Origin of the sequence: Paucibacter sp. B2R-40 (genome assembly GCF_025717555.1) — a bacterium.
GTDB lineage: Bacteria > Pseudomonadota > Gammaproteobacteria > Burkholderiales > Burkholderiaceae_C > Paucibacter_A.
Genome location: NZ_JAJIRP010000014.1, coordinates 74,513 through 99,864, shown reverse-complemented (window position 1 = coordinate 99,864; position 25,352 = coordinate 74,513). Strand labels below are relative to the sequence as shown.

Here is a 25,352-nt window from a genome sequence, read left to right as displayed (position 1 = left end):
TCTAGCGAAAGCTCTCCCGCTCAAGCCCAGAGCAGCCAGACAAGGCGGTTGCCAAGGCCTCCAGAAACACCCTGGTGCGCAGAGGCATCAAGCGGCGCTCCGGGAATACCGCCCAGCATTCGGCGGCAGGCAAGCACCAATCGGGCAAGATGCGCAGCAATTCACCTCGCGCCACATAGTCTTGCGCGAAATGCTCACCGACTGCAGCGACGCCCACGCCGGCAAAAGCCATTTTCAGCAATAGGTCGGGCGCGTTGACCAAGCTGCGGCTGCTCGGCACACCTTGCCAGACCTGGGCACTGAGTTCTCCTTGCGCGCCCGCGCTGCCGAGCGTGTTCTTGCTCAGGTGCCAAGGCATGGCGTCGCCCGAGCGGCTGAGTATCATCAGCCCATGCAAGTGCTCCAAGGCTTCGGGCAACAGCGGCTCACCATGGCTTCGCACATAGGCGGGTGAGGCATAGAGCCCGTTACTGAGCAAGGCCAGGCGGCGCGCGCCCAACTGGCTGTCCTGCGCCAGTGAGCCCATGCGCACGGCCAGATCGAAACCCTCGGCGATCAAATCCACCCGCCGTGGCGACAAATCCAGCTCCAGCGTGACGGCAGGATGATCAAGCACAAACTGGCTGAGCATGGCGGGCAGGGCCAGATTGGCCAGATCGCCGGGCATGGAGACACGCAGGCGTCCACTCGGGCGTTGCTGTCGATGCAGCGCCAAGGCCAAGGCGCCGTCTACCTCGGCCGCTAGGGCGCGGGCATGCTCCAGCACGCCGGCGCCGAATTCGGTCAGCGTCAGGCTGCGTGTGCTGCGCTGCAAGAGCTTTTCACCCAGCCTTTGTTCCAAGGCGGCAATGCGCCTCGAGACGGTCGATTTAGGTAGATGGACGCGTTCGGCGGCGCGGCTGAAGGACCCGGCTTCGACCACGCGAGCGAATAACAGAAGATCGTCGGCGTCCAGGCTCATAGGCGTTCATTGGTGCATTGGTGGAACAGTGTTATCTATTCTATTGGCTTCCGTTGCTTTGGTGGATTCAATAAAGTGAGGCCATCGTCAATCAAACCACTTTGAAGAAGGCCAAGACCATGAAGATTCTGCAAATCAACTCCAGTGCCCGCCGTTTGCAAAGCAGCGGAGAAGGCTCGGACTCGGCCCGTTTGGCCAATGAGCTGGTCGCGAGCTTGCGCCTGCAGCAGGGCGCAGCTGCGGCATCTACGCTCGAACTGCTGGATCTGGCGCTGGCGCCACACCCAGCGATGGATGAAGCAGCGCTGCAGGCCTTGTTCACGCCGGCCGGGCAGCGCAGCGAGGAGCAAAACGCCAGGGTCGCCTTGGACACCGCCTTGATTGAGCAGTTGAGCCGGGCCGATGTCTTGGTCTTGGCCGTTCCCATGATCAACTTCGGTGTGCCCACGCAGTTGAAAAACTGGATCGACGCGGTGGCCAAGGCCGGCGTGACCTTTCGCTATACGGCCAATGGACCCGAAGGCTTGCTGAGCGGCAAGAAGGTCTATGTCGTGCTGACCCGTGGCGGCATCTACCGCGATCAGGCTGCAGATACCATGGTGCCGTATCTGCGCACGGTGCTGGGCTTTCTGGGCTTGAGCGACATCAGCTTTGTTTATGCTGAAGGACTGGCCATGGGGCCGGAAGCGGCCGCCCAAGGTCTGGCAGCAGCGCGCCAGCAAATCACTGAGGCGGTCGGCACGGCATTGCCGGCATGAACTGAACAGAAACGGTGGAGCGAATGAACAAGACGATTGAAACAGTGCAAGCCCCCCGCGCGGTCGAGCGCCTGGTCACGGGCCAGGCCACCAGCGACGGCGCCGGCGTCAAGCTGACTCGCGTGCTGACGCAAAGCCTGCAGCGCCGACTCGACCCCTATTTGATGCTGGATGCATTTGGTTCCGACCAGGTGGATGATTACATTGCCGGCTTTCCGGACCACCCACATCGGGGCTTTGAGACCATCACCTATATGCTGGAAGGGCGGATGCGCCATCGTGACTCGGCCGGCAATGAGGGGCTGTTGGGCAATGGCGGCGTGCAATGGATGACGGCCGGGCGCGGCGTGATCCATAGCGAGCTGCCCGAGCAGGAAGAGGGGCGCATGGAAGGCTTTCAGCTCTGGCTGAATCTGCCCAGCTTCGAGAAGATGCGCGAGCCTTGGTACCGCGACATTCCCAGCGAGCAGATCCCAGAATTCGCCCTGGACGGCGTCAAGGTGCGGGTGATCGCGGGCAGCAGTCACGGCGTGCAAGGTGCGGTGCAGCGCGAGCACACCGAGCCGCTGTATTTGGACCTGCACCTTAAGCCCGGTGCCCGCTTCGAGCAGTTGCTGCCGGCCACGCACAATGCTTTTGTCTATGTTTATCGCGGTGACTTGCAGTTTGGCGAGCAGGTGCAAGTGCCGCAGCAGCGGATGGCGATTCTGGCCAATACCGCAGGCAGCGACGGCCTGGCTTTTGTGGCCGGCGCGGCCGGCGCGCGGGCCATTCTGGTGGCCGGCAAACCCTTGGGGGAGGCGATTGCTCAACATGGCCCGTTTGTGATGAATACCCAGGCTGAGTTGATTCAGGCGGTGCGGGATTACCAAGCCGGCGTGCTCGCCTGAGAAAAAATCTTCAGCGGCGCCGAGGCTTCAGGGTGCAGCAGGTATCCTTGCGCTCTTCTTTGTTATTGGCGGTTGATGATGCTTTTGCGCGCCGCGCTTTGCCTGCTTTTGAGTCTGTTTTGCTCGCTTCTTAGCGCGGCGCCGCTGCGCTTCTTGGTCGATACCAGCGTGACCTTGCCCTATGCAAAGTTTGAGGATGGCGAACTCAAGGCCGGGCTCAGTTACCAGCTTGGCCTTGATCTGGCCAAACGGCTGGACCGCGAGGCGGTCTTTGTGCCGGTGGCGCGCAAACGAATTGCCGCTGTTTTGGAAAGCGGCCAAGCCGATCTGATCTGCGGTTATGCCACCGCTTGGCTGCCTGGGCCGTTCGAATGGAGTCAGGCGCTGGTTCAACATGTCGAACTGCTGATCACCCGCGCAGATGCGCGGGCACCGCATCGTGTGGCCGATCTTGCCGGGCAGACCGTAGGCAGCATCGCGGGCTTTCGTTATCCCTCACTGGAGCGGCAATTGGGCGCGCAATTTATTCGCGACGACGGGCCCGATGCTGAAGCTTTGATGCGTCGCCTCGCCGCCAAGCGCATATCGCATGCCATCGTCAGCTTGAGCTATTTGAATTATCAGCGTGAGGTACGCGGCTTCACCCTGGCCTTGCACGCGCCGCTGGAGCTCGAGCGCACTGATTTGCGCTGTGCCTTGTCGCCGAAGGCGGATTTGAGCTTGCGTCAATTGGACGAAGCCTTGGGCCAGATGCAAAAAGACGGTGCTTTGCATTTGCAGCATTGAAGCGCTGAAAGATCGCTTGTTCAGGCCCGCCAGCGCTTCAGCAGCAAAGCATTGCTGACCACCGAGACGCTGGACAGGGCCATCGCGGCACCGGCAATCACCGGGCTCAAAAGGCCAAAAGCGGCCAGCGGAATACCGATCGCGTTATAGGCAAAAGCCCAAAACAGGTTTTGCCGAATCTTGGCCACGGTACGACGTGACAGGGCTATCGCCTGTGCCACCAGGGCCGGATCGCCATGCATCAAGGTGATGCCGGCTGCGGCCATCGCCACATCGGTGCCGGTGGACATGGCCAAACCCACATCGGCAGCGGCCAAGGCCGGAGCGTCATTGATGCCGTCGCCGACCATGGCCACGCGGTGCTGGCCGCCGCCTTTGAGCTCCGCCACGATGCGGGCCTTGTCTTCGGGCAGCACCTCGGCCCGCACCTCGTCAATGCCGAGTTGGCGGCCAACTTGGCTTGCGCTGCCCGCGTTGTCGCCACTGAGCATGACGGTGCGAATCCCCATTTTTTGCAAGGCCTGTACGGCCGCTGCGGCGGTTGGCTTGACGCTGTCACCGAAGGCCAGCAAACCCAAGAGGCGCGGTGCCGGCGCCGCCGAGCCTGATCCGAAAACTTCCGCTAACCACGAAACCGTGCGGCCTTCTTGCTGCAATTGATCGGCTTGCGCCTGCAAGGCGGTGCATGCCACGCCCAACTCCTGCATGAAGCGGCTGCTGCCCAGGCGTAGCTCCATAGCGGTGCTGTTGTCGACCAGCAGCGTCGCTGCCACACCGCGCCCGGCCACGGCCCGCATCGCTGTCGCCGCTGGAATGGCGAGCTGGCGTGCCGCAGCGGCTTCGGCCACCGCGTGGGCCAGCGGATGCTCGCTGCCCGCTTGCAGCGCGGCGGCCCAGGCCAGCAACTGCGCCTCGGCGATGCCGGGCGCAGCCAGCAGTGCCACCATTTGCGGCATGCCGACGGTGAGGGTGCCGGTCTTGTCGAAGGCCACCACATCGAGCCGAGCTGCCAATTCCAGCGCCTCGGCGTCCTTGATCAAAATGCCGTGCAGGGCCGCCACACCGGTGCCGGCCATGATGGCGGTGGGCGTAGCCAGGCCCAGCGCGCAAGGGCAGGCAATCACCAAGACTGCGACGGCGTTCAGCAGCGCTTGTTCCCAGCTGCCTTGCAAGAGCCCCCAGCCCAGCAGCGTGAGCAGGGCCACGCCGATCACCACCGGCACGAACACGGCGCTGACCTGATCCACCAGGCGCTGGATCGGTGCTTTCTTGGCCTGCGCCGATTCGACCAGGCGAACAATGCGCGCCAGGGTCGACTCCGCACCCAGTGCAGTGACGCTCAATAGCAGCAGGCCCTCGCCATTGACGGCGCCGCCGACGACCTTGTCCTTGAGCCCTTTGCTGACTGCCAGGCTTTCCCCGGTGATCAGCGATTCATCCACATGGGAGGCACCTTCCAGCACTTCGCCGTCCACCGGGATGCGCTCACCGGGTCGCACCAGCACTTCGTCCCCGAGGCGCAGCTGACCCAGCGGCAACTCGACTTCTCGTCCGTCGCGGCGCACGCGGGCGGTTTCGGGCTGCAGTTTTTTGAGCGCACGGATCGCTTCGGTGGTTTGCCGCTTGGCTCTGGCCTCCAGCCATTTGCCCAGCAAGACCAGAGTAATGACGACCGCCGCCGACTCGAAGTACAGCCGCATCGTATGCGGGCCCTGTTGCCAAAGCTCGTAGACCGACAAACCAAAGGCCGCGCTGGTGCCCAGGGCTACCAGCAAATCCATATTGCCGCTGCCGGCGCGCAGCGCGGCCCAACCGGCCTTGTAAAAGCGCGCGCCCAGCCAGAACTGCACCGGCAGCGTCAGTGCGAGTTGCCAGTAGCCGTTCAGCATCCAATGCTGGCCAAACAGCGTGCCCGCCATCGGCAGCACCAGAGGCGCAGACAGGAGAGCCGCGATCAGCACCGGCCAGCCGCTGTGCTGCCAATTCGGCTTGGGTTCGGTAGCAGCTCCTTGGCCTGCCGGCAGGCTGGCTGCATAGCCGGCCTTGGCCACTGCCTCTATCAGCGCTTGCGGATCGACCGAAGCGAGCGCGTGCACGCTGGCCGCCTCGGTCGCCAGATTGACCTCGGCCGACAAGACGCCGGGCTGCTTGAGCAGTGCCCGCTCGACCCGGTTCACGCAGGAGGCGCAGCTCATGCCGCTGATTTGCAAGCTCAGGCTTTGTTCCGGTAGGCTATAACCAGCCGCCTCGACGGCGGTGCGCAGCAGCGGCAGCGTCACCTCGGCGGAGCCGCTGACGCTGGCCGCCTCGGTCGCCAAGTTGACCTCCGCCCCGCTGACGCCGGGCACGCGCAGCAAAGCTTTTTCTACCCGCTTGACGCAGGAGGCGCAGGTCATGCCGGCGATGGGGATTGTGAGGGACTGGATGTTTGACGTTATCGAGGGATTCATCATGACCGGATACTAAGGCTTGCCATGATGGGCAGGTCAAGCTCTTTTTGCGCAGACTTGGCCTTGGGCCGATTCGATTCGATTCGATCCGATCCGATCCGCTTCGGCTGAATCGCTTGCCCCGCACGATGCCGGGAGTTCGCCCCGGCGGCCGACTCACTTTTCTTGCTTCGCCAAGAAAAGTAAGCAAAAGAAGGCGACCCTGCCGCATGGCCCTGCGGGTCCGCTCGGATGCTCAAATTTGCCGGGCCGCGCCCAACTCGCTGCGCGCCCTAACGGCCGCTACGCTCAGACAGGGGGCGCGAAGCCAGTCTTTGAAGTCGCTGCGCGACGCCCGGCAAATTCTGCGCTCCGCGCCCATGCAGAAGGGGTGAACTCCAAAGACCACGGCTCGCTGCGCGTCGCCTCAAGGGGTGCTGCGCCGCGCGCATGCACCGCGCAGGTCGATGCCGAGAGGATCAGGCCTTGCCTTTTTCTTGAGATGTAAATTCAGCCCGAGCATAACGCCTGTTTTTGATGGCAACATTCACACTTGCCTTGTTGCTGTGCCGCCTGATCATCAGTGGATTTGTGACAGGTGCGGCACTTCTCGATAGATTGAATACTGCATGATTAAACAAGCTGGTCCGGAGAGTACTCAGATGCGACAGGCACTTGCTCGCCGGTTTGGCAGGGCTGTTGGTGTGCGAGTTCTGGCAATATTCAGCGCCACAGGGTGCGATACAGCGCGTTAGACGTCTTTAACAAAGGGGCCGCAGCATGAGCGATCGAAGCTACGAAGACGCAGCCGATGAGTTCGAAAGACTGAACTGGTATCAGTCAATTGTTCGATTCAATGAGTGTTTCGAGGCACAGTCGCTTGGAGAGTTGATGGCGCTTGGGAGCAAATTTTTGGAGCTAGCCCACGAGGAAGCTGAAGTCGATGAGAGAGAAACAAGCCAGTGCTTCGCCCAAACGATTGAGGAGGTCATTCTTTTCAGACTCAAGGGAAACGAAACCGGGATTCGTGCTTACCTGGCAGCCAAACAGGCTCAACTTGAAAATCTCCAGAAGCACATGGTCGCAGCGCCGGTCGCCAGCGGCGCCACCCAGGTCGTGCGTAAGGGGGTTCTTGCCTGGTTCGGAAAACGGAAGTAGAGCCCGCGAACAAAATATAGAGGTCCGACCTAGCTTTCGAGCTGACTCGAAATAGCTGTTCACTTCACTTCACCATGTCTTTCTGGGCCTTTGGTGCCCAGCCGCCGCTCGCAGGTCAACTTCAACGTTGAGATTTTAAAAAAGCGTCCAAGTGGTCAGGGTGATATCTTGAATAAAAAAGGCAAGACCTGACCTGGCCTGAGAGGTGCATGCGCGCCGCGCAGTACCCATTGAGGCGATGCGCAGCGAGCCGAGTTCTCTCGCATTCCCCCTTCTGCATGGGCGAGGAGCGCAGAATTTGCCGGGCGTCGCGCAGCGACTTCAAAAACTGACTTCGCGCCCCTTGTCTGAACGCAGCGTAGCGGAGTGAGTTGGGCGCGGCCCGGCAAATTTGAGCATCCGAGCGGACCCGCAGGGCCATGCGGCAGGGTCGCCTTCTCTTGCCTCCTTCTCTTGGCGAGACAAGAGAAGGGGGGTCGCCCGCCGGGGCGAACTCCCGGCATCGTGCAGGGAGGCCACCTCAGATAAACCGGCAAGCCTGGACCCTCTCCAGCCGGTTTATGCTGAGGCCCGTTCAACCAAAAGGTCCCCACCATGTACGAATTCAAACTCCCCGACATGACCTGCGGCCATTGCGTGGCCGTAATCACCAAGACAGTGGCGACCGTGGATGCCGAAGCCAAGCCGCTGTTTGACCGCGAAGCGAAAATCCTGCGGGTCGAAAGCGAAAAAGGCCGCGACGTGTTCGTCGCGGCCTTGACAGAAGAGGGCTATCCGCCTGCTTGAAGCATTAGGCCGGCTTCAGCGCCGCGCTATCAATCGGCAGCTTGCGCAAGCGTACCCCCGTGGCCGCAAAAATCGCGTTGGTCAGCGCCGGAGCCAGCGGTGGCGTGCCCGGTTCACCAATGCCGCCAGGCGCCTCGCTGCTGGGCAGGATATACACCTCGACTTTGGGCATTTCACTCATGCGCACGACCGGGTAATCGTGGAAGTTGCTCTGCTCCACGCGGCCGTCCTTGTGAGTGATCTTGCCGTAGAGCGCGGCTGACATGCCGTAGCAAATGGCGCTTTCGATCTGGTGCTCGATCGTCAGGGGATTGACGGTCATGCCACAGTCAACCGCGGCCACGACGCGGTGCACCTTCGGCGTGCCGTCCTTGCCGATGGAAACTTCAGCTACCTCGGCCACATAACTGCCAAAACTCTCGGCCACGGCGATGCCCCGGAAGATGCCTTTGGCCGCAGGCTTGCCCCAGCCGGCCTTGGCAGCGGCCATTTCCAACACGGCGCGCAAACGCGGCTGCTTTGCCAGCATTTGCAGTCTGAACTGCAGCGGGTCTGCCTTGGCCGCGTGGGCCAGCTCATCGACAAAGCTTTCCAAGAAGAAGGCGTTCTGCGAATGCCCGACCGAGCGCCAGAACCAGACCTGCGGGCCAGGCTCGGCTTGGCCATAGGCGATGCGCTGGTTGGGGATCTCGTAATGGTGATCGGCCAAGCCCTCGACCGCCATCGCATCGACGCCGCTGGCCGGCAACTTCATGAAGCCGGAGCCGGCCATGATGGAGGGCGAGCCGATGTCGGCCCTCAAAAGGCTGGTCCTACCCTTGTCATCGAGCGCACCCTCGAACTTCACCACCGACGCAGGCCTGTAAAAACCTGCCGCCATATCATCTTCGCGCTCATAGATCAGCTTGACCGGGCGGCCGCTGAGCTTGGACAAGAGCGTCGCGCTGATGGTGAAGTCATGCGCGAAGCGGCGCCCAAAGCCGCCGCCCAGCAGCGTCGTGTGGACCTGCACCTTGTCGGTCGGCACGCCGGCAATTTGCGCGATGATTTGCTGTGTCGGCCCCTGGCCTTGGGTGCCCACCCAGACCGTGGCGGCGCCGTCCCGTACCCAGGCGGTGCAGTTCAGCGGCTCCATGCAGGCATGGGCCAGATAGGGGACCTCGTAAGTGGCACTCAGCTGCGCGCTTGAATTGGCGGCGGCATCCTTCAGATTGCCGTTGTCAACCGCGACCGCGCCGGCATTACCGGCCGCATCCAAGAGCTGCGCCGATACTTTGGCCGTTGACAGTTCGGCGCCGCTGCCCAAATCCCACTGCACATTCAAGGCGGCACGGCCCTTTTTTGCGGCCCAAAAGCCGCTGGCCAAGACCGCCACACCGTTGTCCAGCGCAATCACATGGCTGACGCCCTTGACCGCCCGCGCCGCAGCTTCATCGCTGCTCTTGACCTTGGCGCCGGCCACCGGCGCGCGCGTCATGACCGCAATCAACATGCCTTCAACATGGGCGTCGATGCCGAACTGCGCCGATCCATTGACCTTGGCTGCGCTGTCCAGGCGACGGGTGGGTTTGCCCAGGATCTTGAAGTCTTTTTGATCTTTCAATTTCGGCTTGGCCGGCACCGCTTGCTTGGCCGCACTTTCCACCAAAGCGCCATAGGCGAGCTTCTTGCCGCCAGGGCCAATCACATGGCCGCGCTCGGTGCGCAGCTGAGCGGCGTCCAGCTTCCACGCCTGAGCGGCCGCCGCCACCAGCATTTCGCGGGCCGCTGCGCCGGCCTGTCGCAGCGGCGTCCAATGTGCGCGCACGGTAGTGCTGCCGCCGGTGCCCTGCATGCCAAACAGCGGATTGTTGAAGGCCGCATCGGCGGGGGCTTGCTCAACGCCCACCAGCGCCCAATCGGCATCCAGCTCCTCGGCCACCATCATCGGGATGGCGGTCAGCACGCCTTGGCCCATCTCGGATGAGCCGCAGAGCACGGTGACGCGGTTGTCCGGTGTGATGCGCAGCCAGGCACTTGGCGCAAAGGTATTGCTCACCGATTGCGCCGCCGCACGCTTGGTGGCCAGGGGCAGCGCAAACGACAGCATCAGAGCACCGCCAGCGCTGCTCTTGAGGAAGCCACGGCGGGAGGTTTGGAGGGTCGAGGTGGAGTCCATCTTCATGCCCCTTTCTTCAAGGTGGCCGAGGCGTCATGGATGGCGGCGCGCACCTGGTTATAGGTGCCGCAGCGGCAGATATTGCCGCTCATGGCCTGGTCGATGTCGGCGTCGCTGGGGGACTTCTTGGTCGCCAGCAGCGCGCAGGCGCTCATGATCTGGCCGCTTTGGCAGTAGCCGCATTGCGGCACGTCGATCTTGACCCAGGCGGCTTGCACGACCTTGCCGGTCTTGCTGGCGCTGATGCCTTCAATGGTGGTGACCTTTTTTCCCACCGCTGCTGACAGCGGCGTCGAACAGGCGCGTACCGGTTGGCCGTCCAGATGCACGGTGCACGCACCGCACAAGCCCATGCCGCAGCCAAATTTGGAGCCGGTCAGCTGTAGGTCTTCACGCAAGGCCCAGAGCAGCGGCATGTCGGGGTCGGCGTCCACGCTGGCGGCCTTGCCGTTGACGTTGAGATTGATCATCGTGAGTCCTTGCAAGTGCAAAATTTGAGCATCGAAGCTGCCCGGGGCTGAGCCGCCAGGGCTGGTTCCCGCTGCGCAGCATACACAGAGTTCGGCTATTTTGCTTGCGCCTGACTTTGCGCGGGCGCCGGGTGCTGGCTGTTCTTGCGGGCAATGCTCTGGGCGTCCAGATAGGGTTGCAGATCGCCCATCTCCAGGTGCTCGACGATCTTCCCCTCTTTGACCTGAAACGCAATGACGAGGGGAATCACACTGCGTACCACCGGCTGCCCGGGCGGCGCAAAGCTCCAGTCGGACACGCCGATGAAGACCGCCTGCTCGCCGGCAAAGAAGCTGCGTTCGAGTTTGAAGCTGTGCGTCTCGATATAGGGGTAGGTAGCTTTCAGGTAGGCCAGCAGCCGGCTTTTGCCCTGTTGGCCCAACTCGCCAAAGACGAGCTTGGCGGTCGGGTCCCGAAAGACGATCTGCTCATCCATCAGCTCGGCCAAGTGCGCCCAGTCCTGCTTGATATAGGCTTGCAAATAGGACTCGCCAATGGCGCGCGTACTGGCTGAGACGGCTTGGTAGTCCGGCTGGGTGGGTTCGCTTGCGGCCAGGGTCAGTGGCGTTATGACGCAGTTCAGGCCCAGCATCAAGGCTGGCAAGGTTTGGCGGAAGTCCATGGTGAGCTGGGATGGCTGAGAAAGCAAACACTGTGGCGCAAACTTGCCGTGCTAGTGATTCGTTTGGGATGAAACACCGCCGCCGAGTCAGCGGCCGCCTGCGGGCCGGCCGGCAGATCGCATAAAGTGCTGGCAGAGCTTTTGCGCTCGGCTGCCGCTGATTCGGTTCAGCAGAGAATCCTTTTGAAAATATCCATGGCTGCTCACATCTCTGTCCTTGCCGCCGCGCCCGAGGCAGCTGAGCCGAGCGACATCGCTCCTCGGCTACTGATCGGCCGAGCGCTGCAAGGCTTGCTGCTTTGCACCGGCGTGTGGCTGTTGATATGGCTGTTGATGGCCTTGGCGCAGACAGCCGATGCAGCCAACACGGGGCGTTCCAGTCTGAGTCTTGTGCAGGTGCTGCGGCTCAGTTTGTCGGCCTTTCCGCCCTATATTCTGTTCAGCTGGTTGCTGTTCCTGCATGCTTGGCGACGGCCACAGCAATGGGCCAGCCCTGAGCTGCAATTGCGAGTTTTTTTGGTCAGCATCTCGCTGTTCGCGCTGGCGTGGCTGAGCTACTTTTGGTGGTTACAGCTGCTGCGACACGGCAAACTGCCCGATGAATGGTGGGCTTTGGTGCTCAAAAACCGTTGGTATTCGCTTTTTTATGATCTTGTTTTGGCCGGCGGGGCATTCTGTGTACAGGCCTTCATTGTTTCCAAGGCCAGTGCCCGCGCACGCGCGGCGGCCCAACAGCGCGAGCAGACGGACAATTTGCGCCTGCGCCTGACGCTGTTGCAAGGTCAGTTGGAGCCGCACTTTTTGTTCAATGCCCTGAACAGCATCTCGTCCTTGGTGCGCGCCGCCGATCGCAGCCTGGCGCTGACGGCCTTGGCCCGGGTCAGTGAGTTGCTGCGTTATGCGCTGCGCGCCAGCAAGACGGAGTGGGTCTCGGTGCAAGATGAAATGAACTTCATGCGCGACTATCTGGAACTGCAAAGCCTGCGTTATGGCGCCAGTTTGGACGTTCGGTGGGATGTCGCCGACGCCGGCTGGGACCGTGCCGCTTGCCCGCCCTTGATGTTTCAGCCGCTGGTGGAAAACGCCATTCGCCACGGACTGGAAGCCTGCGAGGGCGAAGGTTTTGTGTACCTGAGCTTGGCACGGGAGGACGGCTTCGTGCGCCTGAGCTTGCGCAACCCGGTGGGCTCTGAGCCGCAGGGTCAGCGCGGCCATGGTCTTGGTCTGGCGGCGACCCGCGAGCGCCTGCACATTCTCTATGGTGAAGGGGCAAGCCTGGTGACCCGGCAAGCGGCGGGCAGCTTCACTACCGAGTTGATGCTGCCTTCGCGAGAGCTGCATGAGTAGTCACAAATGGACCGCCCTGGTGGTGGACGATGAGGCGCTGGCGCGCCGCAATGTGCAGTTGGCGCTGGCCGAGCATCCGCAATGGCATGGCGCCGAACTTTGCGCGAGCGCCGCCGAGGCCCGCGTGGCCATGGCACAGCGCGAGTTTGATTTGCTATTGCTGGACATTCAAATGCCGCGCCAGAATGGCCTGAGTTTTGCGGCTGAACTGTGCGCGGGTGCCAAGCCGCCCCTGATGGTTTTTGTGACCGCCTATGACGAACATGCGCTGGCCGCTTTTGATGTGTTCGCGCTCGACTACCTGCTCAAGCCATTTGATGACCTGCGCTTTGCCGCGATGCTGGTGCGCGTCGAGCAGGTGCTCAAGCTCAAACAAGGCGCGGCCTATGCACAGGCGATGGGCGGCTTCTTGCACGAGCAGCGCAGCTTGGCCGCGGGCGAGGCCTGCCCGACGCTGGACTTTTTGAGCGTGCGCTCGGTGGGCCTGCTGGAGCGTATTGCGGTGGCCGATATCGAATGGATCAGCGCGGCGGGCAATTATGTTGAATTGCACCTGCGCGCAGCGGACGGGTCAAGCCAAAAGCCCCGCGTCGTGCTGCACCGCGCGACGCTGAGCGCCTTGGAGCAGCGCCTGCCCAGCCGGCAATTCATGCGGGTGCATCGCACGGTACTGCTGCGTCCCGAAGCCGTGCTGAGCCTGGAAGTCAGCGGTGATGCCTGCTACGAAGCCACCTTGCGCAGCGCCGACAAGGTGCCGGTCAGCGAGCGCTATGTGAAGCAGGTGCGGGCCTTGTTTGCCTGATCAGACGCCTTTGAGCGGCGCGCCCAAAGAGCCTGCGGGCGCTTGAGCCAAGGCCTTGATCAAGCCCTGCAGCCGCTCGCTCTGGCTGGCCGTGCAGTTGTTGGCGCGCAGAGCCTCGCGCAGCCAGGCCGCTTGCTGTTGGGCGCCTTGCAGCGTGGCGCCGCGCCCTTCCAGCGCGTCCTTCAAGGCCTTGAGCTTGAGCTGGCGACGAGCGGCCTGCATCTCGGGGGATGCGGGCAGATCCAGCGCGGCTTCGAGTTGCAACAAGACCTCGTCAAGGTCGCCAGCGGCGGGCGCGCGCTGCGCGAGTGCCAGCTGCCATTCATCCGGCAAGGCGGCCGAAGCCGATTGGCCGGCCATTTGCCGCGCGAATTCATCCGCGTCTGCTGGGGCGGTGGCTGTTTCTTGGGCTTGGTACAGCTTGAGCTTGGTGCTCAGCGCCTCGCATTGCGCTTGCCAGATCAATTGGCTGCGCCCAGCCAATATTTGCAATGCGGCGCTGTGAGCGGCCTGCAAGCGCGCGTCCAGCGTCGCAGCCAGGCCGCGCGGCAACTCGCCGCCTTGGCGCCAGGCCCGGTCAACCTCGGCCAGGGTGCGTCGAATTTCGGCGTCAGCATTGTCCAGGCTCAAGGCGGTCAGTCGCGCCAACAAGGCTTCGTAGCCGGCCACACTGCCGGCCAGGGCCGCGTCGCGCGCATCAAAGGCGGCCGAGCGCTGCGCGAAGACGGCGTCGGTGGCGGCCTTGAAGCGCGTCCACAATTCGTTCTCGCTGCTGCGGGCCAGCGGCAGGCTGCGGGCTTGGCTCTGCCAATCGGCCTGCAAATCGCGCACACGCTGCGTCACGTCGCGCAGCTGCGGGTTCTCTTGCAGCGCTTGCAACAAGGCCTCGGCCTGCTGGATCAACTGCTCACGCTGCGCCTCGGCCGCGCGTCTGGCTTGTTGCAAGGGCGCTTCGAGGCGCTCCAGGCTGGCGCGCTGGCGTTGCAGCAGGGCATCCCGGTTTGACAGCGGCACGGTGTGCTCGACCGGCCCGAGCTGGCGCCAGGCGAGCTGGAAGGCCGACAGTGCACGCAGACATTCCTTCCAGTAGTGGGCCGCGCTTTCACCGGCCAAGCTGGCAACATCGGGTTCAGGCGCGGGGACGGCGTCCAGCTCGGCCAGCAGCAGTTCGCGGCTGGCGAGATTGGCTTCGCGGGCGAGCTTCAACTCGGCGAGCTGTGCGGCCACCGGCTCATTTGCCGTTTGCAAGGCCGCATCAAAGCGCGGCCACAGCGCATGGCCGGCGCCGGCGCTGAGGCGATCCACTTCTTTCCAGCGCTTGCGCAGGTCTTGAATCGCTTCGCGCTGCGCTTTCAAATTGAGCCTGGCGGCCCTGGCCGGCGGAGCGGCCTCAATGGCGGGTGCCGGCGGAGCGCCCTCAATGGCGGGTGCCGGCGGAGCGCCCTCAATGGCTGGTGCCGTCGCAGCAGCATCAACGGCGACTGCCGAATCAGCGGCAGCAGCGGCGTCTTCAGCGGCGGGCGCTTGGGCAGGCCCCGCTGCTGCAGGCACGGCTGCCGGTGCAGCCGCCAACGTGGCTTGGGCCAGGTTTTCAGCCTCGGCCACCAGAGCGTCGAGGGCGAGGGCGCCGCCCCATTGCTCCCAGTCGCGCAGGCGGCTGCGCTCGGCCAGCAAGGCGTGATGGCGCGCGCGCAAGTCCTCGCTCAGCGTGGCGGGCTTGACGCCTTGCAGCCCGGCATCGATTTGCTGCAGCAAGGCCTGCATATCGCTGAGCAAGCCAGCTGCCTGCGCCGCCTCGGCTTGCGCCAGATGGGCCTCAAACTGCTGTATCTGCTCCGGTGTCGCGTCTCTCAGATGTGTTGGCGGCTTGCGCGTGGGCTTGGTGCGCGTGGCCGTGGCCTCGTCGGCCGGTGCTGAAGTGTCGCCGAGCCGTTGGGCGCGCTGCTGTGTCTGGCGCCATTGCTCAAAGCGCTGCGTCAGCACGCGCGCCAAGGCGGCATCAGCCATCGGCGCCAGGGCCTGCCATTGCTGGGTAGGCGAAGCGGCTGGCGGCTCGACGGGCGAGGACGCCTGAGAAGCTTCTGGCGCAGGCTCGCTGGGCGAGTTGTCCGGCGCGGCCGACAAACTCGCCAAGCACTGCAGCCGCGCTTCAATTTGCTCACTGCTGAGCAAGGCGCTGGCCAGTTTAGGTAGCAGCTCTTGGCAAGCGGCGGCGTTGGCGTCGGGGCATCGCGCTTGCAGCGCTTGCAAGGCTTGCGTGTGCTGCCCGGCGCTGAGCTCCGTGCCTAAGCCCGTGGCTGCCGCTTGCTCGGCGGCGGCTTGCCACTCAATCAAGGCCTGCCGGGCCTCGCCGGTCCAGCGCAGCACCTGCTGTGCCAACTCGCTGCGCTGGCGCAAATTGTGGTTCAAGGCTTCGCTCAGGCCACGGAACTGCGCGATCTGCGCCGGCTCCAGCCGGTCGGGGTCCAGCGCCTGCCAGTCGCGGTCCAGGCTGCTCAGCAGGTTGACGGGCAAATCGGTCTCGGCGTGCAGGGCTTGGGCGCTGGCGATCAGGGCTTGAGCGCGTGCGCGGGTTTCGCGCTGGGCTACTGCGGCCTCAAAGCGGGTTTTGGCCGCGCGGTGCAAGCGTTTATCTTGGTTTCGAAACTCGCGCTCGGCCTGCTTCAAGGTCACTTCGCCCTGCAGCGCGGCGAGCGCGGCGAGCTTGATATCGTGCACCGGCGCAGCCAGCGCCAGCGCCAGCAAAGCGGCGTCATCGCCCAGCGCAGCCTGCAGGCGCGGCGCCCAGTCGGCCTGAGCGGCGGCCAGCTCTTGGGCTTTTTTTGCGGCTTTTTGTTTCGCCTTCTGTGCGGCCTTTTGACTGGCTTCTTGGGCGGCTACTTGGGCTGCTTGGGTTGAGGCTTGCTCGGTGGCTTTGCGCGAGGCCGTGGTGGCCTTGGCCGGGGCGGCGGCGCGCCCGAATTTCTTGAAGATCCAGCTCAGCATGTGGTCGCGGCGCTTGCCGCCGGTCAGTTTGTGGGTTTGTCATCGGACACGCATCGCGCGCCACCGCCCGCAGTGTAGGCGGGCGGCCGGTGGGGGAGGCTGAGGCGACTCACATTGAGGCACTGGTTGGCCTGTCCAAATGGGGCCGGCGTCCTGGTTCGAGGCAGCACGCGCAATCCTTTGGGCTGGCGGCGGCCCATTGGCGGCAATACTAGGCAGAACCTGCAATTGCTTAGAGTCCGGTGCACTCAAGGCCGGCTCAGAGTCGCCGAAGATCTCCCATCGAGGAGTATCGCCATGCGCCGTCCTGTTCTGTTCCCCTTGTTGGCCATGCTGGCTTGTCTGCTGGGGAGCCCGCTTCGAGCGGCCGAACTGACTGCGACCGAAACTCGCTGGCTCCAGGCCGCCAGTCCGGTGATCGCCTATGCCCGCGAACTGAATTTGCCGATCGACATCGTTGTGCAGCCGCAGCCTGCAGCCGGGCTGGCCCCACTCGCGCTGGCATTTGTGGAGGGGCGCTGCAAACTGGTGCTTTCTATGCGCGGCAACCCGGAAGCCCAAGCCACGCTCGACCGTATACCGCCGCCGCTGCTGGCTGCCGCAGTGGAGCTGATGGCAGCGCATGAGTTGGGCCATTGCCGGCGCTATCTGGATGGCGCTTGGTACAGCGTGCCGGCGGGTTTCGTGCCCAGCTTGCCCCAGGGTTTGGGCGTCGAGAACCGAGTTGCCTATGCGGCCATGGAGGCCACAAGGCGGGAGGAAGCCTATGGTGACTTGGTCGGTTTGGCGTGGACGCAGCAGAAGCACCCACGGCAGTATGCGCAAGTCCATGCTTGGCTGTTGGCCCTGCGCTCACAGAATCTGATACCCGCCAGTCATCATGACACCCTGGCTTGGGTGAACCTGGCTTTGAACGGTGCTGCACTGGTGCAGGCCGATTTCTTCGCCGGGCCTGCGGCGTTATGGGCCAGCGGATTGGGGTTGGCCGACTGAAAGACCTGCACTGGCTTGTGTCGCAAGTGCTGCGCCAGGACATTGATTAGACGAGGCGCATGCTTGGCATTTGGACCGAACTCCGCGGCCTGACGCCTGCGAAACCCTCGCCAGCACGCGCGCATCACATCACTGTAAACTTGTACAGTGAACTTGCCCCCGGCCGCCGGCCAAATTCCCAATCGCCAGCAATTGTCTCGCCTGATGAAAATCTGGTCGGCGGGTGCTTGGCCCTGCCGGGATGGGGTAGAGCTTGATTTGGTCGCGGCGGGTTGGGTCGTGTTGAAGCAAACCCAGACAGCGCATGGCTGCCATGAAACCCTCAGCTTGACCGAGCTTGGGGTTCGCTGCGTAGCCGAAGCCCGGCGGCGCAATCAGCGTGCCTTGAGTGCGCATGACGCCTTGGCTGGGCGAATGGCGCGGGAATTGTTGCTCGGCGGGCGGCTGGTGTGGCGTGAGCTGTCATTGCGGGCGCAGGCGCAGGCTGAGTCGTTCGATGATGTAGGGCCCCAAGCAAAAGCAGCGGAAGGCGTCGCTGAATACTTGCTTGAACCGCAGCGGCCGTTGCAGACGCAGATTGAAACGCAAGCGCAAACGCAAGCGCAAACGCAAACGGCCAAGGCCAAGCCACTGTGGCGGGTCGCGCGGCCGGATGTGTTTTCCGTCCGCAACACCTCGGTCGAAGAGTATTTGCAGCCGGTCGTGCATGAGATCAAGGTCAGCCGGGCCGATCTGCAGTCGGATTTACGCCATGCAGCCAAGCGTGAGTCTTACCGTTGGCTGTGCAGCGAATGCTATTACGTGTTTCCGGCCGGCGTGGCCGAGGCGGCCGAGATCCCCGAGGCCTTCGGCGTCTGGGTGCTGCACGGTGGCGTGGAGGACGGCCGTTTGGAGCTGCTGCGGCCGGCGCGCCACAGGCCTTGCAGGCTGCCGTTCTCTGTTTGGCTGGCGCTGGCCAAGGCGACGCCGGTGCGGCTGGATGAGGAGCCGGCGCAGGGCCATTTAGGTTCGCAGCTCGATGGTGGAGGCGAGGTGCCGTGAAGCCCTACACGGTGGCGGTGCGGGCGCTGTGCGAGTTCACGGCCAAGCAGGGAGATCTGGACCTGCGTTTCACGCCGGCGCCAAGCGCGCAAGAAGGCATTGAAGGCCACGCCCTGGTGGCCTCAAGGCGCCCGGCGCATTACCAGGCTGAGCTGACCTTGAGCGCTCAATATGAAGACTTGCTGGTGCGCGGGCGTGCCGACGGTTTTGATGCGCAGCTGGGCCGGCTGGAGGAGGTCAAGACCTTCAAGGGAAAAATCGAGCGTATTCCGCAGAACCACCGGCTGCTACATTGGGCACAGCTCAAGGTCTATGGCGCGATGCTGTGTCGGGCGCAGGGCTTGGCCGAGGTCGAGCTGGCGCTGGTGTATTTCAATATCGGCTCGCAGCAGGAGACGGTGTTGAGCGAGCGCCATGCTGCGGCTGATTTGCAGATATTTTTCGAGTCCTTGTGTGGGCGTTTTTTGGCTTGGGGCCGGCAGGAGCTGGCCCATCGCAGTCGCCGTGATGAGGCGCTGACGACTTTGGCCTTTCCGCATGGCGATTTCCGCCCCGGCCAGCGCGATTTGTCGACCGCTGTCTATCGCGCAGCGCAAACAGGACGCTGCCTGATGGCGCAAGCCCCAACCGGCATCGGCAAGACGGTGGGCACGATCTTTCCATTGTTGAAAGCCTGCCCGGGTCAGCAACTGGACAAAGTGTTTTTCCTCTCCGCCAAGACGGCCGGCCGAGGCTTGGCGCTGGAGGCTTTGCATCTGCTCAAAAACAACGTCAGTGCGCTGCCCTTGCGGGCGCTGGAGTTGGTGGCGCGCGACAAGGCTTGCGAGTACCCGGATAAGGCCTGTCACGGCGAGTCCTGCCCGCTGGCACAGGGCTTTTACGACCGCCTGGGCGCAGCGCGGGCGGCTGCGGTCAGCGCCGCGTCCGACGGCATGCTGCTGGACCGCGCTGCGCTGCGCGAGTTGGCCTTGGCGCACAGCGTTTGCCCCTATTACCTGAGCCAGGAGTTGACCCGCTGGAGCGATGTGGTGGTGGGGGACTACAACTATTACTTTGATGTCAGCGCCATGCTGTACGGACTGACGCAGGCCAATCAATGGCGGGTGGCGGTCTTGGTGGATGAGGCGCATAACCTGGTCGAGCGCGGTCGCAAGATGTACTCGGCCGAGATGGATCAGGCCAATTTGCGCGCGCTGCGATTGGCGGCGCCTGCCGTATTGAAAAAGCCGCTGGATAAATTGCAGCGCCAGTGGAATGAACTGAGCAAGGCTCAGGCCGAGGACTATCAAGTGCTGGACGGCTTGCCGCTCAAGTTTTTGGCGGCGCTGCAGTTGTTGACTGCGGCGATCACTGAGTACCAAGTCGAGCATCCCAGCGAAGTGAACGGGCCACTGCAAGCTTTCTACTTTGAAGCGATGCACTTCTCGCGCATGGCCGAATTGTTTGACCAACATTCGCTGTGTGATCTGAGCAAGTCTGCGGCGGGCCTGGCCCGTACCCAATCAAGCTTATGCCTGCGCAATGTGCTGCCCGGGCCCTTCCTGAGGCCGCGCTATGAGGCAGCGCGCACCACCGTGTTGTTCTCTGCGACTTTGCAGCCGGCGCAGTACTTCGCCGATATTTTGGGTCTGCCCGCAGATACCGCCTGGGTCGATGTGGCGGCGCCGTTCAAAGCCGAGCAATTGCAGGTGACCGTGGCCGGCCATATTTCCACGCGCTATCAGCAACGCCGCGCTTCGCTGCCGGCGATCGTGGGCTTGATGGCGAGCCAGTTTGTGGCCGCGCCCGGCAACTACTTGGCCTTCTTCAGCAGCCATGACTATTTGCAGGAAGCTGCATGCTTGTTTGAGGCCAAGCACCCGCAGGTGACCGTGTGGAAACAGTCGCGGCGCATGAGCGAGCCGGAGCAGCAGGCCTTTTTGAACCGCTTGACGCTGGACAGCCAGGGCATTGCTTTCGTCGTGCTGGGCGGCTCGTTTGGCGAGGCGGTGGACTTGCCCGGCAAGCGCTTGATCGGCGCCTTTATCGCCACGCTGGGGCTGCCGCAAGTCAACCCCGTCAATCAACAAATCAAGCTGCGGATGGACCGTTTGATGGGTGAAGCGGCCGGCTATGACTACACCTATTTGTTCCCGGGCTTGCACAAAGTGGTGCAGGCGGCCGGCCGGGTGATACGCAGCAGCAGCGACAGCGGTGTGGTCTTTTTGATGGATGACCGCTATGGCAGGCGCGAGGTGCAGGCGCTGCTGCCGGCTTGGTGGCAGCTGCGTCGGAGCGAGCCATAAAAAATCGCCAGCCGGCTACTTGACCGAACTGGCGATTGAGAGCGATTGAAGGGCGATTGAATGGAGCTTTGCGCGGCGAATGAGCTGCCAACTCTGCCGACGCTCAAGCCACAGTGAGGTCAACCACCTGGCTGTCAATGGCTTGCTGCTCCCAGCGCCGTTTGCGCACGAAGTGCAATTGCAGGGCCCCAAGCTTTTGTGCCTGTAACTCGAACACCTGGCTGCCACCATCGCCGATGGCAGCGCCGGCTTGCTGGCGAAAGCTTGTCCCCAGCAGGACTATGTGGTCGTGCGGTTCAAGCAACTCCCACCTATAGCCGGTGCTGGCGCCCGAGCCCAGCTCCACCTCAAAGCTTGCGCCCAGGGCGACCTTGAGCTGCAGTTTTTCCATTGAATGTCGTCCTGGCCCACAGGCCTATGCATACCATTTGTGATACATCGCCGAGTCCGTGCCTTCGACAAAGCAATCCAAGCGTCCCGGCGCCCAAGAGCTGACGCCAACGCCGGAGCTGAGTACGCCGCCCAGGTCTTCCTCACCGCTCCAACTGCGCCCGTCCCACCATTTGTGCATCATATGGAAGCTGGCGCCGGGGTAGAACACGTCGATGCGGTTCGGCCCCCAGGACTCGGCACCTGGCTCGCCGCCGACATAGCCGCCGAGGTTTTCCCAGCCGCTCCAGCTGTTGCCGTCCCACCATTTGTGGAAGAGCTTGCTGTCCGTGCCTTTGACAAAGCAGTCGAGCCGGTTGGCGCTCCAGGAGGACACGGCAGGTCCGGAGGCGAGCACGCCGCCGAGGCTTTCCCAACCGCCCCAATGGGCGCCGTCCCACCACATGTGATACATCGCCGAGTCCATGCCGCGGGCGAACAAATCAATGCGGTTGGGCCCCCAGGACACTGCACAAGGGTCGGAGGAGAACTGGCCCCCTAAGCTTTCCCAGGCGCTCCAACCACCTTGGAACCATTTGTGATACATCCGGTGATCGGTGCCGACGGCAAAGATGTCCAGCCGCCCTGGGCTCCATGAACAAATGGCCGGCGCACTCTGAATGCTGCCGCCCAAGCTCTCCCAGCCTTGCCAATTGCTGCCGTCCCACCAGCGGTGGTAGGTGGCCGAGTCGGTGCCGCGCGCGACCACATCGATGCGGTTGGCGGCCCAGGAGGTGGCGCTTGGCTTGGACGTTATGATGCCGCCCAGGCTTTCGTAGCCATGCCAGCCGGCCGCGGGCTGAGGCAGCACAACGCCTTGTGCTGTGGCAAAGGGATAGGTGTCGAATTTGCATTCGCCATAGCCAATCTTGAAGAAGCCGGCATTGCCGAAGGTGGTGTCCCAGGAGTTCTTGCAGATCCAGCATTGTTCGGCCTCGGAGTAGCCGATCACCTGCACACAGTGGCCCCCGACATAGTTCCCGGAAACATGGTGATAGACGCCGCTGCCATAGGAGAAGAAGTCGTCGTAGACGTCAAAAGAAGCGGAACAGGGCCCGACATTGCTGAGGTAGTTCTTGCGGTCCACGATGCTGTTGAGCAGGCCGTGCGAGCTGATCTTGATGGCGGACGCCGCGCGGTTGGGGATGTTGCCGGCGTGCGGGATCCAATAGCGGGGCGGCGTGGGCGAGCTTTGTGGCGGGTTTTCAAACGCGGCCATATAGGGGAAAAGGTTGTCCGGCACAACACCGCGAACCTTGATTTGTTCCAGGCAGTCATTGGCATTCCAGCCGCCGCAGCTGGCGCCGTGGGATGAGCAAAAATGTGAATCTGCTTCTGACAAATTGAGCAACTGGCCTTTCTCGATCGAGGCCATCGATTCAACCAAGGCGGTGCAGCAAAAGGACACGCAGGAGCCGCAGTTTTTTTGGTCCTTCACCGAGGTGACGTGATTGCCGTTGCGGTTGCGCCAGTCCACCGCCGGCGCGAAGGCTGGTGCGGCCTTGCTGCTTGGGACGGGCGCGGCCGCCGCGTCCAATTCCACCTTGCTGAATATGACACCCAGCAGGGCCATCTTTTGCTCGTCACTGAGCAGCGAGTGAGGAGTTTGCCTGGGGGTCCAGCGCGCTTTCGCCTGGGTCAGACTTTTTGAAAGGGTGTTGATGTCAAGTAAGGGCATTTGAAGACTCCCAGTGGTGGATTGAGCCTTTGGGTCTACGTACTTTTGAGGGCATCGTGACCTTAGGCTCTTTCACACTAGGCGGTTTTTCTTCAAATAAAACACCCGCCCCCTAGCTTGTCGGGCCTGTGCTTGAAGCTTTGCAAGCAGCCCCTGGCGGCCATAATCGCAGGCGCTTTTGTGGATCCAAGCTTGGCTCAGCTTCGATCCAAGGCAAGGCTCAAATCCTCGCGCAAGCGGCGCAGGCTGAGCAACTCCTGATCGGGCGCTTGCAGGGCCGGCCAGAGCAGGGCGACCAGATCACGGGCACTGGCGTCGATGTCGATTTGGCGCCCGGCATTGATGACCTCCCACAACATATGCTCCATCGGCCCAAACACCAGCGAGCGCAGCAAGCGCAAAGAGATATCAGCACGTACCTCGCCGCTGGCTTGGCCTCGCGCCAGCAGGTCCATCAAGGGTGCGGTGTAGCGACGCTGCAACGCGACGAAGGCTTCGCCCAGTTCCTGCCCGGCGTCGCCCTTGGTGCGGCCCTCCGACAGCACCAGCGCGCACAGGCCGGTGCCTTGTATCAGGAACAGTCGCAAATGCGTGTGCACCATGAACTCCAGTTGCACACGCACCGGTGCCGAGCGCGGCAGGCCGGACTCGATGGCCGCGATGATCTCGTCATACCAGTCGCCAATCACCCGCATGCACAACTCACGCTTGCCGCGGAAGTAGGTGAACACGGTGGCCTCAGAGATGCCCAGGCGCTGCGCGATCTCGGTGGTGGTGGCGCGCTCAAAGCCGCGCTCGGCCAGTACTTCGCGGCCAACGCGCAAAATGTCGCGCACGCGCTGCTCGGCCTTGGCGCCGGCTGGCGCGCGGCGTTGCGGGGCGAGTGTGGAGGCTGATGGAGTCGTCACGGCAGCCATTTTGCGCATAAATTGAGTAAAGCTCAAGTCTTACTTGCGTCTGCCGCAGTGCTGGCTTATTCTTCGGCCTTCGCGCATCGGTCTAGATTGATGTGCGGCCTGTTCAAGAATTTTGTGAGCTGAACTCATTTAAGTTTGAGTTCGGCGCTTTTGGAGACACCATGCCCGCACTCAGCAGCAAGCTCAATGCCCGTTCCGCCGATTTCAAGTCCAATGCCGAGGTCATGCGCTGCCTGCTGGATGATCTGAATACGCACCTGGAGAAAATTGCGCAGGGGGGTGGCGAGGCTGCGCGTGCCAAGCATTTGGCGCGCGGCAAATTGCTGCCGCGGGATCGGGTTGAAATGCTCTTGGACCCCGGCACGCCGTTTCTGGAATTGGCGCCGCTGGCCGGTTTGAATATGTATCTGGACAAGGCTGGTGTTGGCGCAGCCCCCGGCGGCAGCATCATCGCTGGCATCGGCCGCGTGGCCGGCGTCGACTGCATGATCGTCTGCAACGATGCGACGGTGAAGGGCGGCACTTATTACCCGATCACGGTCAAAAAGCATCTGCGCGCACAAGAGATCGCGGCGCAAAACCGCCTGCCCTGCGTCTATCTGGTTGACTCAGGCGGCGCTAATTTGCCCAATCAGGACGATGTGTTCCCGGACCGTGATCACTTCGGCCGCATCTTCTTCAACCAAGCCAATTTGTCGGCCGCCGGCATTCCGCAGATCGCCGTGGTGATGGGTTCTTGCACGGCAGGCGGCGCCTATGTGCCCGCGATGAGCGACGAGACCATCATCGTCAAGAACCAGGGCACGATCTTCCTGGGCGGCCCGCCGCTGGTGAAGGCCGCCACCGGTGAGGTCGTCACCGCGGAAGACTTGGGCGGCGGTGATGTTCACACGCGCCTGTCCGGTGTGGCCGACCATCTGGCCAATAACGACACCCATGCGCTGGCCATCGCGCGCCAGGCCGTGGCCGGCCTGAACTGGCGCAAAGACTCACAATTGTTGATGCAGGCGCCGCGCCCGCCCTTGTTTGATGCCGAGGAACTGCACGGGGTGATCCCGACCGACACCCGCAAGCCATTTGATGTGCGTGAGGTGATTGCCCGCGTCGTGGACGGAAGCGAGTTCGAAGAATTCAAGGCCCGCTACGGCGCCACCCTGGTTTGCGGCTTCGCGCATATCGAGGGCATGCCGGTCGGCATCGTCGCCAACAACGGCATCTTGTTCACCGAGAGTGCCAACAAGGGCGCGCATTTCATCGAGCTGTGCTGCCAGCGCAAGATCCCCTTGGTGTTCTTGCAGAACATCACCGGCTTCATGGTCGGGCGTAAGTACGAAAACGAAGGCATTGCCCGCGCCGGTGCCAAGATGGTGACGGCGGTCGCCTGCGCTCAGGTGCCCAAGTTCACCATCATCATTGGCGGCAGCTTTGGTGCCGGTAACTACGGTATGTGCGGTCGCGCCTTCTCGCCGCGCTTCTTGTGGATGTGGCCGAACGCGCGCATCTCGGTGATGGGCGGCGAGCAGGCCGCTTCGGTGTTGGCGACGGTCAAGCGTGACGGCATCGAAGGCAAGGGCGGCAGCTGGACGGCCGACGAAGAAGAGGCCTTCAAGGCGCCGATTCGTCAGCAGTACGAAGACCAGGGTCACCCCTATTACGCCAGCGCCCGTCTGTGGGATGACGGTGTGATCGACCCGTCGGATACGCGTCGTGTGTTGGCTCTCGGGCTGAGTGCCGCCCTCAACGCGCCGATTGCTGAGACCAAGTTTGGTGTATTCAGGATGTAATGTGTAAAATGAGCGCAAACTTACAATTTGGTA

Annotated in this window: 20 protein-coding genes; 11 read left to right on the top strand and 9 right to left on the bottom strand. The window is 62.9% G+C overall.

Annotated features, from left to right (window positions below; genetic code table 11):
- Position 1 precedes the first annotated feature (1 nt).
- Positions 2-961 (bottom strand): LysR family transcriptional regulator, encoded by a 960-nt coding sequence (locus LNV09_RS22935; RefSeq protein WP_263559387.1) that lies wholly within the window; start codon positions 959-961, stop codon positions 2-4.
- Positions 962-1,080: 119 nt separating this feature from the next.
- Between LNV09_RS22935 and LNV09_RS22930 the strand changes: the two genes are divergently transcribed.
- The 3 genes from LNV09_RS22930 to LNV09_RS22920 all read left to right on the top strand — a co-directional run bounded on the left by LNV09_RS22930 (position 1,081) and on the right by LNV09_RS22920 (position 3,395).
- Complete coding sequence (locus LNV09_RS22930; protein WP_263559386.1) at positions 1,081-1,719, top strand: FMN-dependent NADH-azoreductase; 639 nt, start codon at positions 1,081-1,083, stop codon at positions 1,717-1,719.
- Positions 1,720-1,742: 23 nt separating this feature from the next.
- Positions 1,743-2,609, top strand: coding sequence for a pirin family protein (locus LNV09_RS22925; protein ID WP_263559385.1), 867 nt, complete (start codon positions 1,743-1,745; stop codon positions 2,607-2,609).
- 75 nt (positions 2,610-2,684) lie between these two features.
- Positions 2,685-3,395, top strand: a complete 711-nt coding sequence (locus LNV09_RS22920; RefSeq protein WP_263559384.1) for a substrate-binding periplasmic protein — start codon at positions 2,685-2,687, stop codon at positions 3,393-3,395.
- 20 nt (positions 3,396-3,415) lie between these two features.
- Here the strand turns inward: LNV09_RS22920 and LNV09_RS22915 are convergent, their stop codons facing one another.
- Positions 3,416-5,848: a heavy metal translocating P-type ATPase gene (locus LNV09_RS22915; RefSeq protein ID WP_318023319.1), complete on the bottom strand. Its 2,433-nt coding sequence runs from the start codon at positions 5,846-5,848 to the stop codon at positions 3,416-3,418.
- A gap of 756 nt (positions 5,849-6,604) precedes the next feature.
- Between LNV09_RS22915 and LNV09_RS22910 the strand changes: the two genes are divergently transcribed.
- Both LNV09_RS22910 and LNV09_RS22905 read left to right on the top strand, forming a co-directional pair.
- Complete coding sequence (locus LNV09_RS22910; protein WP_263559382.1) at positions 6,605-6,982, top strand: hypothetical protein; 378 nt, start codon at positions 6,605-6,607, stop codon at positions 6,980-6,982.
- A 594-nt stretch (positions 6,983-7,576) separates the two neighbouring features.
- Positions 7,577-7,768, top strand: coding sequence for a heavy-metal-associated domain-containing protein (locus LNV09_RS22905; RefSeq protein ID WP_263559381.1), 192 nt, complete (start codon positions 7,577-7,579; stop codon positions 7,766-7,768).
- A gap of 4 nt (positions 7,769-7,772) precedes the next feature.
- Here LNV09_RS22905 and LNV09_RS22900 read toward each other — a convergent pair whose 3' ends face one another.
- The 3 genes from LNV09_RS22900 to LNV09_RS22890 form a co-directional block, all read right to left on the bottom strand.
- A complete protein-coding gene (locus LNV09_RS22900; protein WP_263559380.1) occupies positions 7,773-9,932 on the bottom strand; it encodes a xanthine dehydrogenase family protein molybdopterin-binding subunit in 2,160 nt (719 codons plus the stop codon).
- On the bottom strand, positions 9,929-10,396 hold the full coding sequence (locus LNV09_RS22895; RefSeq protein WP_263559379.1) for a (2Fe-2S)-binding protein: 468 nt from the start codon (positions 10,394-10,396) through the stop codon (positions 9,929-9,931). Before LNV09_RS22895 ends, LNV09_RS22900 begins: the two co-directional genes overlap by 4 nt.
- 95 nt (positions 10,397-10,491) lie before the next feature.
- Positions 10,492-11,058, bottom strand: coding sequence for a nuclear transport factor 2 family protein (locus LNV09_RS22890; RefSeq protein ID WP_263559378.1), 567 nt, complete (start codon positions 11,056-11,058; stop codon positions 10,492-10,494).
- Positions 11,059-11,253: 195 nt separating this feature from the next.
- Between LNV09_RS22890 and LNV09_RS22885 the strand changes: the two genes are divergently transcribed.
- Together LNV09_RS22885 and LNV09_RS22880 are read left to right on the top strand one after the other, a co-directional pair.
- Entirely contained in the window at positions 11,254-12,405 is a 1,152-nt protein-coding gene (locus LNV09_RS22885) for a sensor histidine kinase (protein ID WP_263559377.1), read from the top strand.
- Positions 12,398-13,207, top strand: coding sequence for a LytR/AlgR family response regulator transcription factor (locus tag LNV09_RS22880; protein WP_263559376.1), 810 nt, complete (start codon positions 12,398-12,400; stop codon positions 13,205-13,207). Before LNV09_RS22885 ends, LNV09_RS22880 begins: the two co-directional genes overlap by 8 nt.
- Here LNV09_RS22880 and LNV09_RS22875 read toward each other — a convergent pair whose 3' ends face one another.
- Positions 13,208-16,192, bottom strand: coding sequence for a DUF349 domain-containing protein (locus tag LNV09_RS22875; RefSeq protein ID WP_263559375.1), 2,985 nt, complete (start codon positions 16,190-16,192; stop codon positions 13,208-13,210).
- Between the two features lie 297 nt (positions 16,193-16,489).
- Here LNV09_RS22875 and LNV09_RS22870 point away from each other — a divergent pair, with 297 nt between their 5' ends.
- From LNV09_RS22870 to LNV09_RS22860, 3 genes are all read left to right on the top strand, one after another.
- The gene (locus LNV09_RS22870; RefSeq protein WP_263559374.1) at positions 16,490-17,185 is read left to right on the top strand and encodes a hypothetical protein; all 696 of its coding nucleotides are present in this window, start codon (positions 16,490-16,492) and stop codon (positions 17,183-17,185) included.
- A 204-nt stretch (positions 17,186-17,389) separates the two neighbouring features.
- Positions 17,390-18,226, top strand: a complete 837-nt coding sequence (locus LNV09_RS22865) for a hypothetical protein (protein WP_263559373.1) — start codon at positions 17,390-17,392, stop codon at positions 18,224-18,226.
- A complete protein-coding gene (locus LNV09_RS22860) occupies positions 18,223-20,511 on the top strand; it encodes an ATP-dependent DNA helicase (protein WP_263559372.1) in 2,289 nt (762 codons plus the stop codon). The genes LNV09_RS22865 and LNV09_RS22860 overlap by 4 nt, the downstream gene beginning before the upstream one ends.
- Positions 20,512-20,614: 103 nt before the next feature.
- On the opposite strand, the gene LNV09_RS22855 is transcribed toward LNV09_RS22860, so the two are convergent.
- The 3 genes from LNV09_RS22855 to LNV09_RS22845 form a co-directional block, all read right to left on the bottom strand.
- Positions 20,615-20,902 (bottom strand): protease inhibitor I42 family protein, encoded by a 288-nt coding sequence (locus LNV09_RS22855; protein WP_263559371.1) that lies wholly within the window; start codon positions 20,900-20,902, stop codon positions 20,615-20,617.
- Positions 20,903-20,926: 24 nt separating this feature from the next.
- A complete protein-coding gene (locus LNV09_RS22850) occupies positions 20,927-22,618 on the bottom strand; it encodes a DUF8189 domain-containing protein (protein WP_263559370.1) in 1,692 nt (563 codons plus the stop codon).
- Between the two features lie 197 nt (positions 22,619-22,815).
- Positions 22,816-23,526 (bottom strand): TetR/AcrR family transcriptional regulator, encoded by a 711-nt coding sequence (locus LNV09_RS22845; RefSeq protein ID WP_263559369.1) that lies wholly within the window; start codon positions 23,524-23,526, stop codon positions 22,816-22,818.
- 170 nt (positions 23,527-23,696) lie between these two features.
- Between LNV09_RS22845 and LNV09_RS22840 the strand changes: the two genes are divergently transcribed.
- A complete protein-coding gene (locus LNV09_RS22840; protein WP_263559368.1) occupies positions 23,697-25,319 on the top strand; it encodes a carboxyl transferase domain-containing protein in 1,623 nt (540 codons plus the stop codon).
- Positions 25,320-25,352 lie beyond the last annotated feature (33 nt).

Excerpts from the sequence above, each read along its gene's own strand:
- LNV09_RS22900 (WP_263559380.1), bottom strand. The coding sequence starts at position 9,932 with ATGAAGATGGACTCCACCTCGACCCTCCAAACCTCCCGCCGTGGCTTC.
- LNV09_RS22850 (WP_263559370.1), bottom strand. The coding sequence starts at position 22,618 with ATGCCCTTACTTGACATCAACACCCTTTCAAAAAGTCTGACCCAGGCG.
- LNV09_RS22915 (WP_318023319.1), bottom strand. The coding sequence starts at position 5,848 with ATGATGAATCCCTCGATAACGTCAAACATCCAGTCCCTCACAATCCCC.
- LNV09_RS22920 (WP_263559384.1), top strand. The coding sequence starts at position 2,685 with ATGATGCTTTTGCGCGCCGCGCTTTGCCTGCTTTTGAGTCTGTTTTGC.
- LNV09_RS22840 (WP_263559368.1), top strand. The coding sequence starts at position 23,697 with ATGCCCGCACTCAGCAGCAAGCTCAATGCCCGTTCCGCCGATTTCAAG.
- LNV09_RS22885 (WP_263559377.1), top strand. The coding sequence starts at position 11,254 with ATGGCTGCTCACATCTCTGTCCTTGCCGCCGCGCCCGAGGCAGCTGAG.
- LNV09_RS22890 (WP_263559378.1), bottom strand. The coding sequence starts at position 11,058 with ATGGACTTCCGCCAAACCTTGCCAGCCTTGATGCTGGGCCTGAACTGC.
- LNV09_RS22880 (WP_263559376.1), top strand. The coding sequence starts at position 12,398 with ATGAGTAGTCACAAATGGACCGCCCTGGTGGTGGACGATGAGGCGCTG.
- LNV09_RS22925 (WP_263559385.1), top strand. The coding sequence starts at position 1,743 with ATGAACAAGACGATTGAAACAGTGCAAGCCCCCCGCGCGGTCGAGCGC.
- LNV09_RS22895 (WP_263559379.1), bottom strand. The coding sequence starts at position 10,396 with ATGATCAATCTCAACGTCAACGGCAAGGCCGCCAGCGTGGACGCCGAC.
- LNV09_RS22905 (WP_263559381.1), top strand. The coding sequence starts at position 7,577 with ATGTACGAATTCAAACTCCCCGACATGACCTGCGGCCATTGCGTGGCC.
- LNV09_RS22855 (WP_263559371.1), bottom strand. The coding sequence starts at position 20,902 with ATGGAAAAACTGCAGCTCAAGGTCGCCCTGGGCGCAAGCTTTGAGGTG.
- LNV09_RS22935 (WP_263559387.1), bottom strand. The coding sequence starts at position 961 with ATGAGCCTGGACGCCGACGATCTTCTGTTATTCGCTCGCGTGGTCGAA.
- LNV09_RS22910 (WP_263559382.1), top strand. The coding sequence starts at position 6,605 with ATGAGCGATCGAAGCTACGAAGACGCAGCCGATGAGTTCGAAAGACTG.
- LNV09_RS22875 (WP_263559375.1), bottom strand. The coding sequence starts at position 16,192 with ATGCTGAGCTGGATCTTCAAGAAATTCGGGCGCGCCGCCGCCCCGGCC.
- LNV09_RS22870 (WP_263559374.1), top strand. The coding sequence starts at position 16,490 with ATGCGCCGTCCTGTTCTGTTCCCCTTGTTGGCCATGCTGGCTTGTCTG.
- LNV09_RS22865 (WP_263559373.1), top strand. The coding sequence starts at position 17,390 with ATGAAAATCTGGTCGGCGGGTGCTTGGCCCTGCCGGGATGGGGTAGAG.
- LNV09_RS22930 (WP_263559386.1), top strand. The coding sequence starts at position 1,081 with ATGAAGATTCTGCAAATCAACTCCAGTGCCCGCCGTTTGCAAAGCAGC.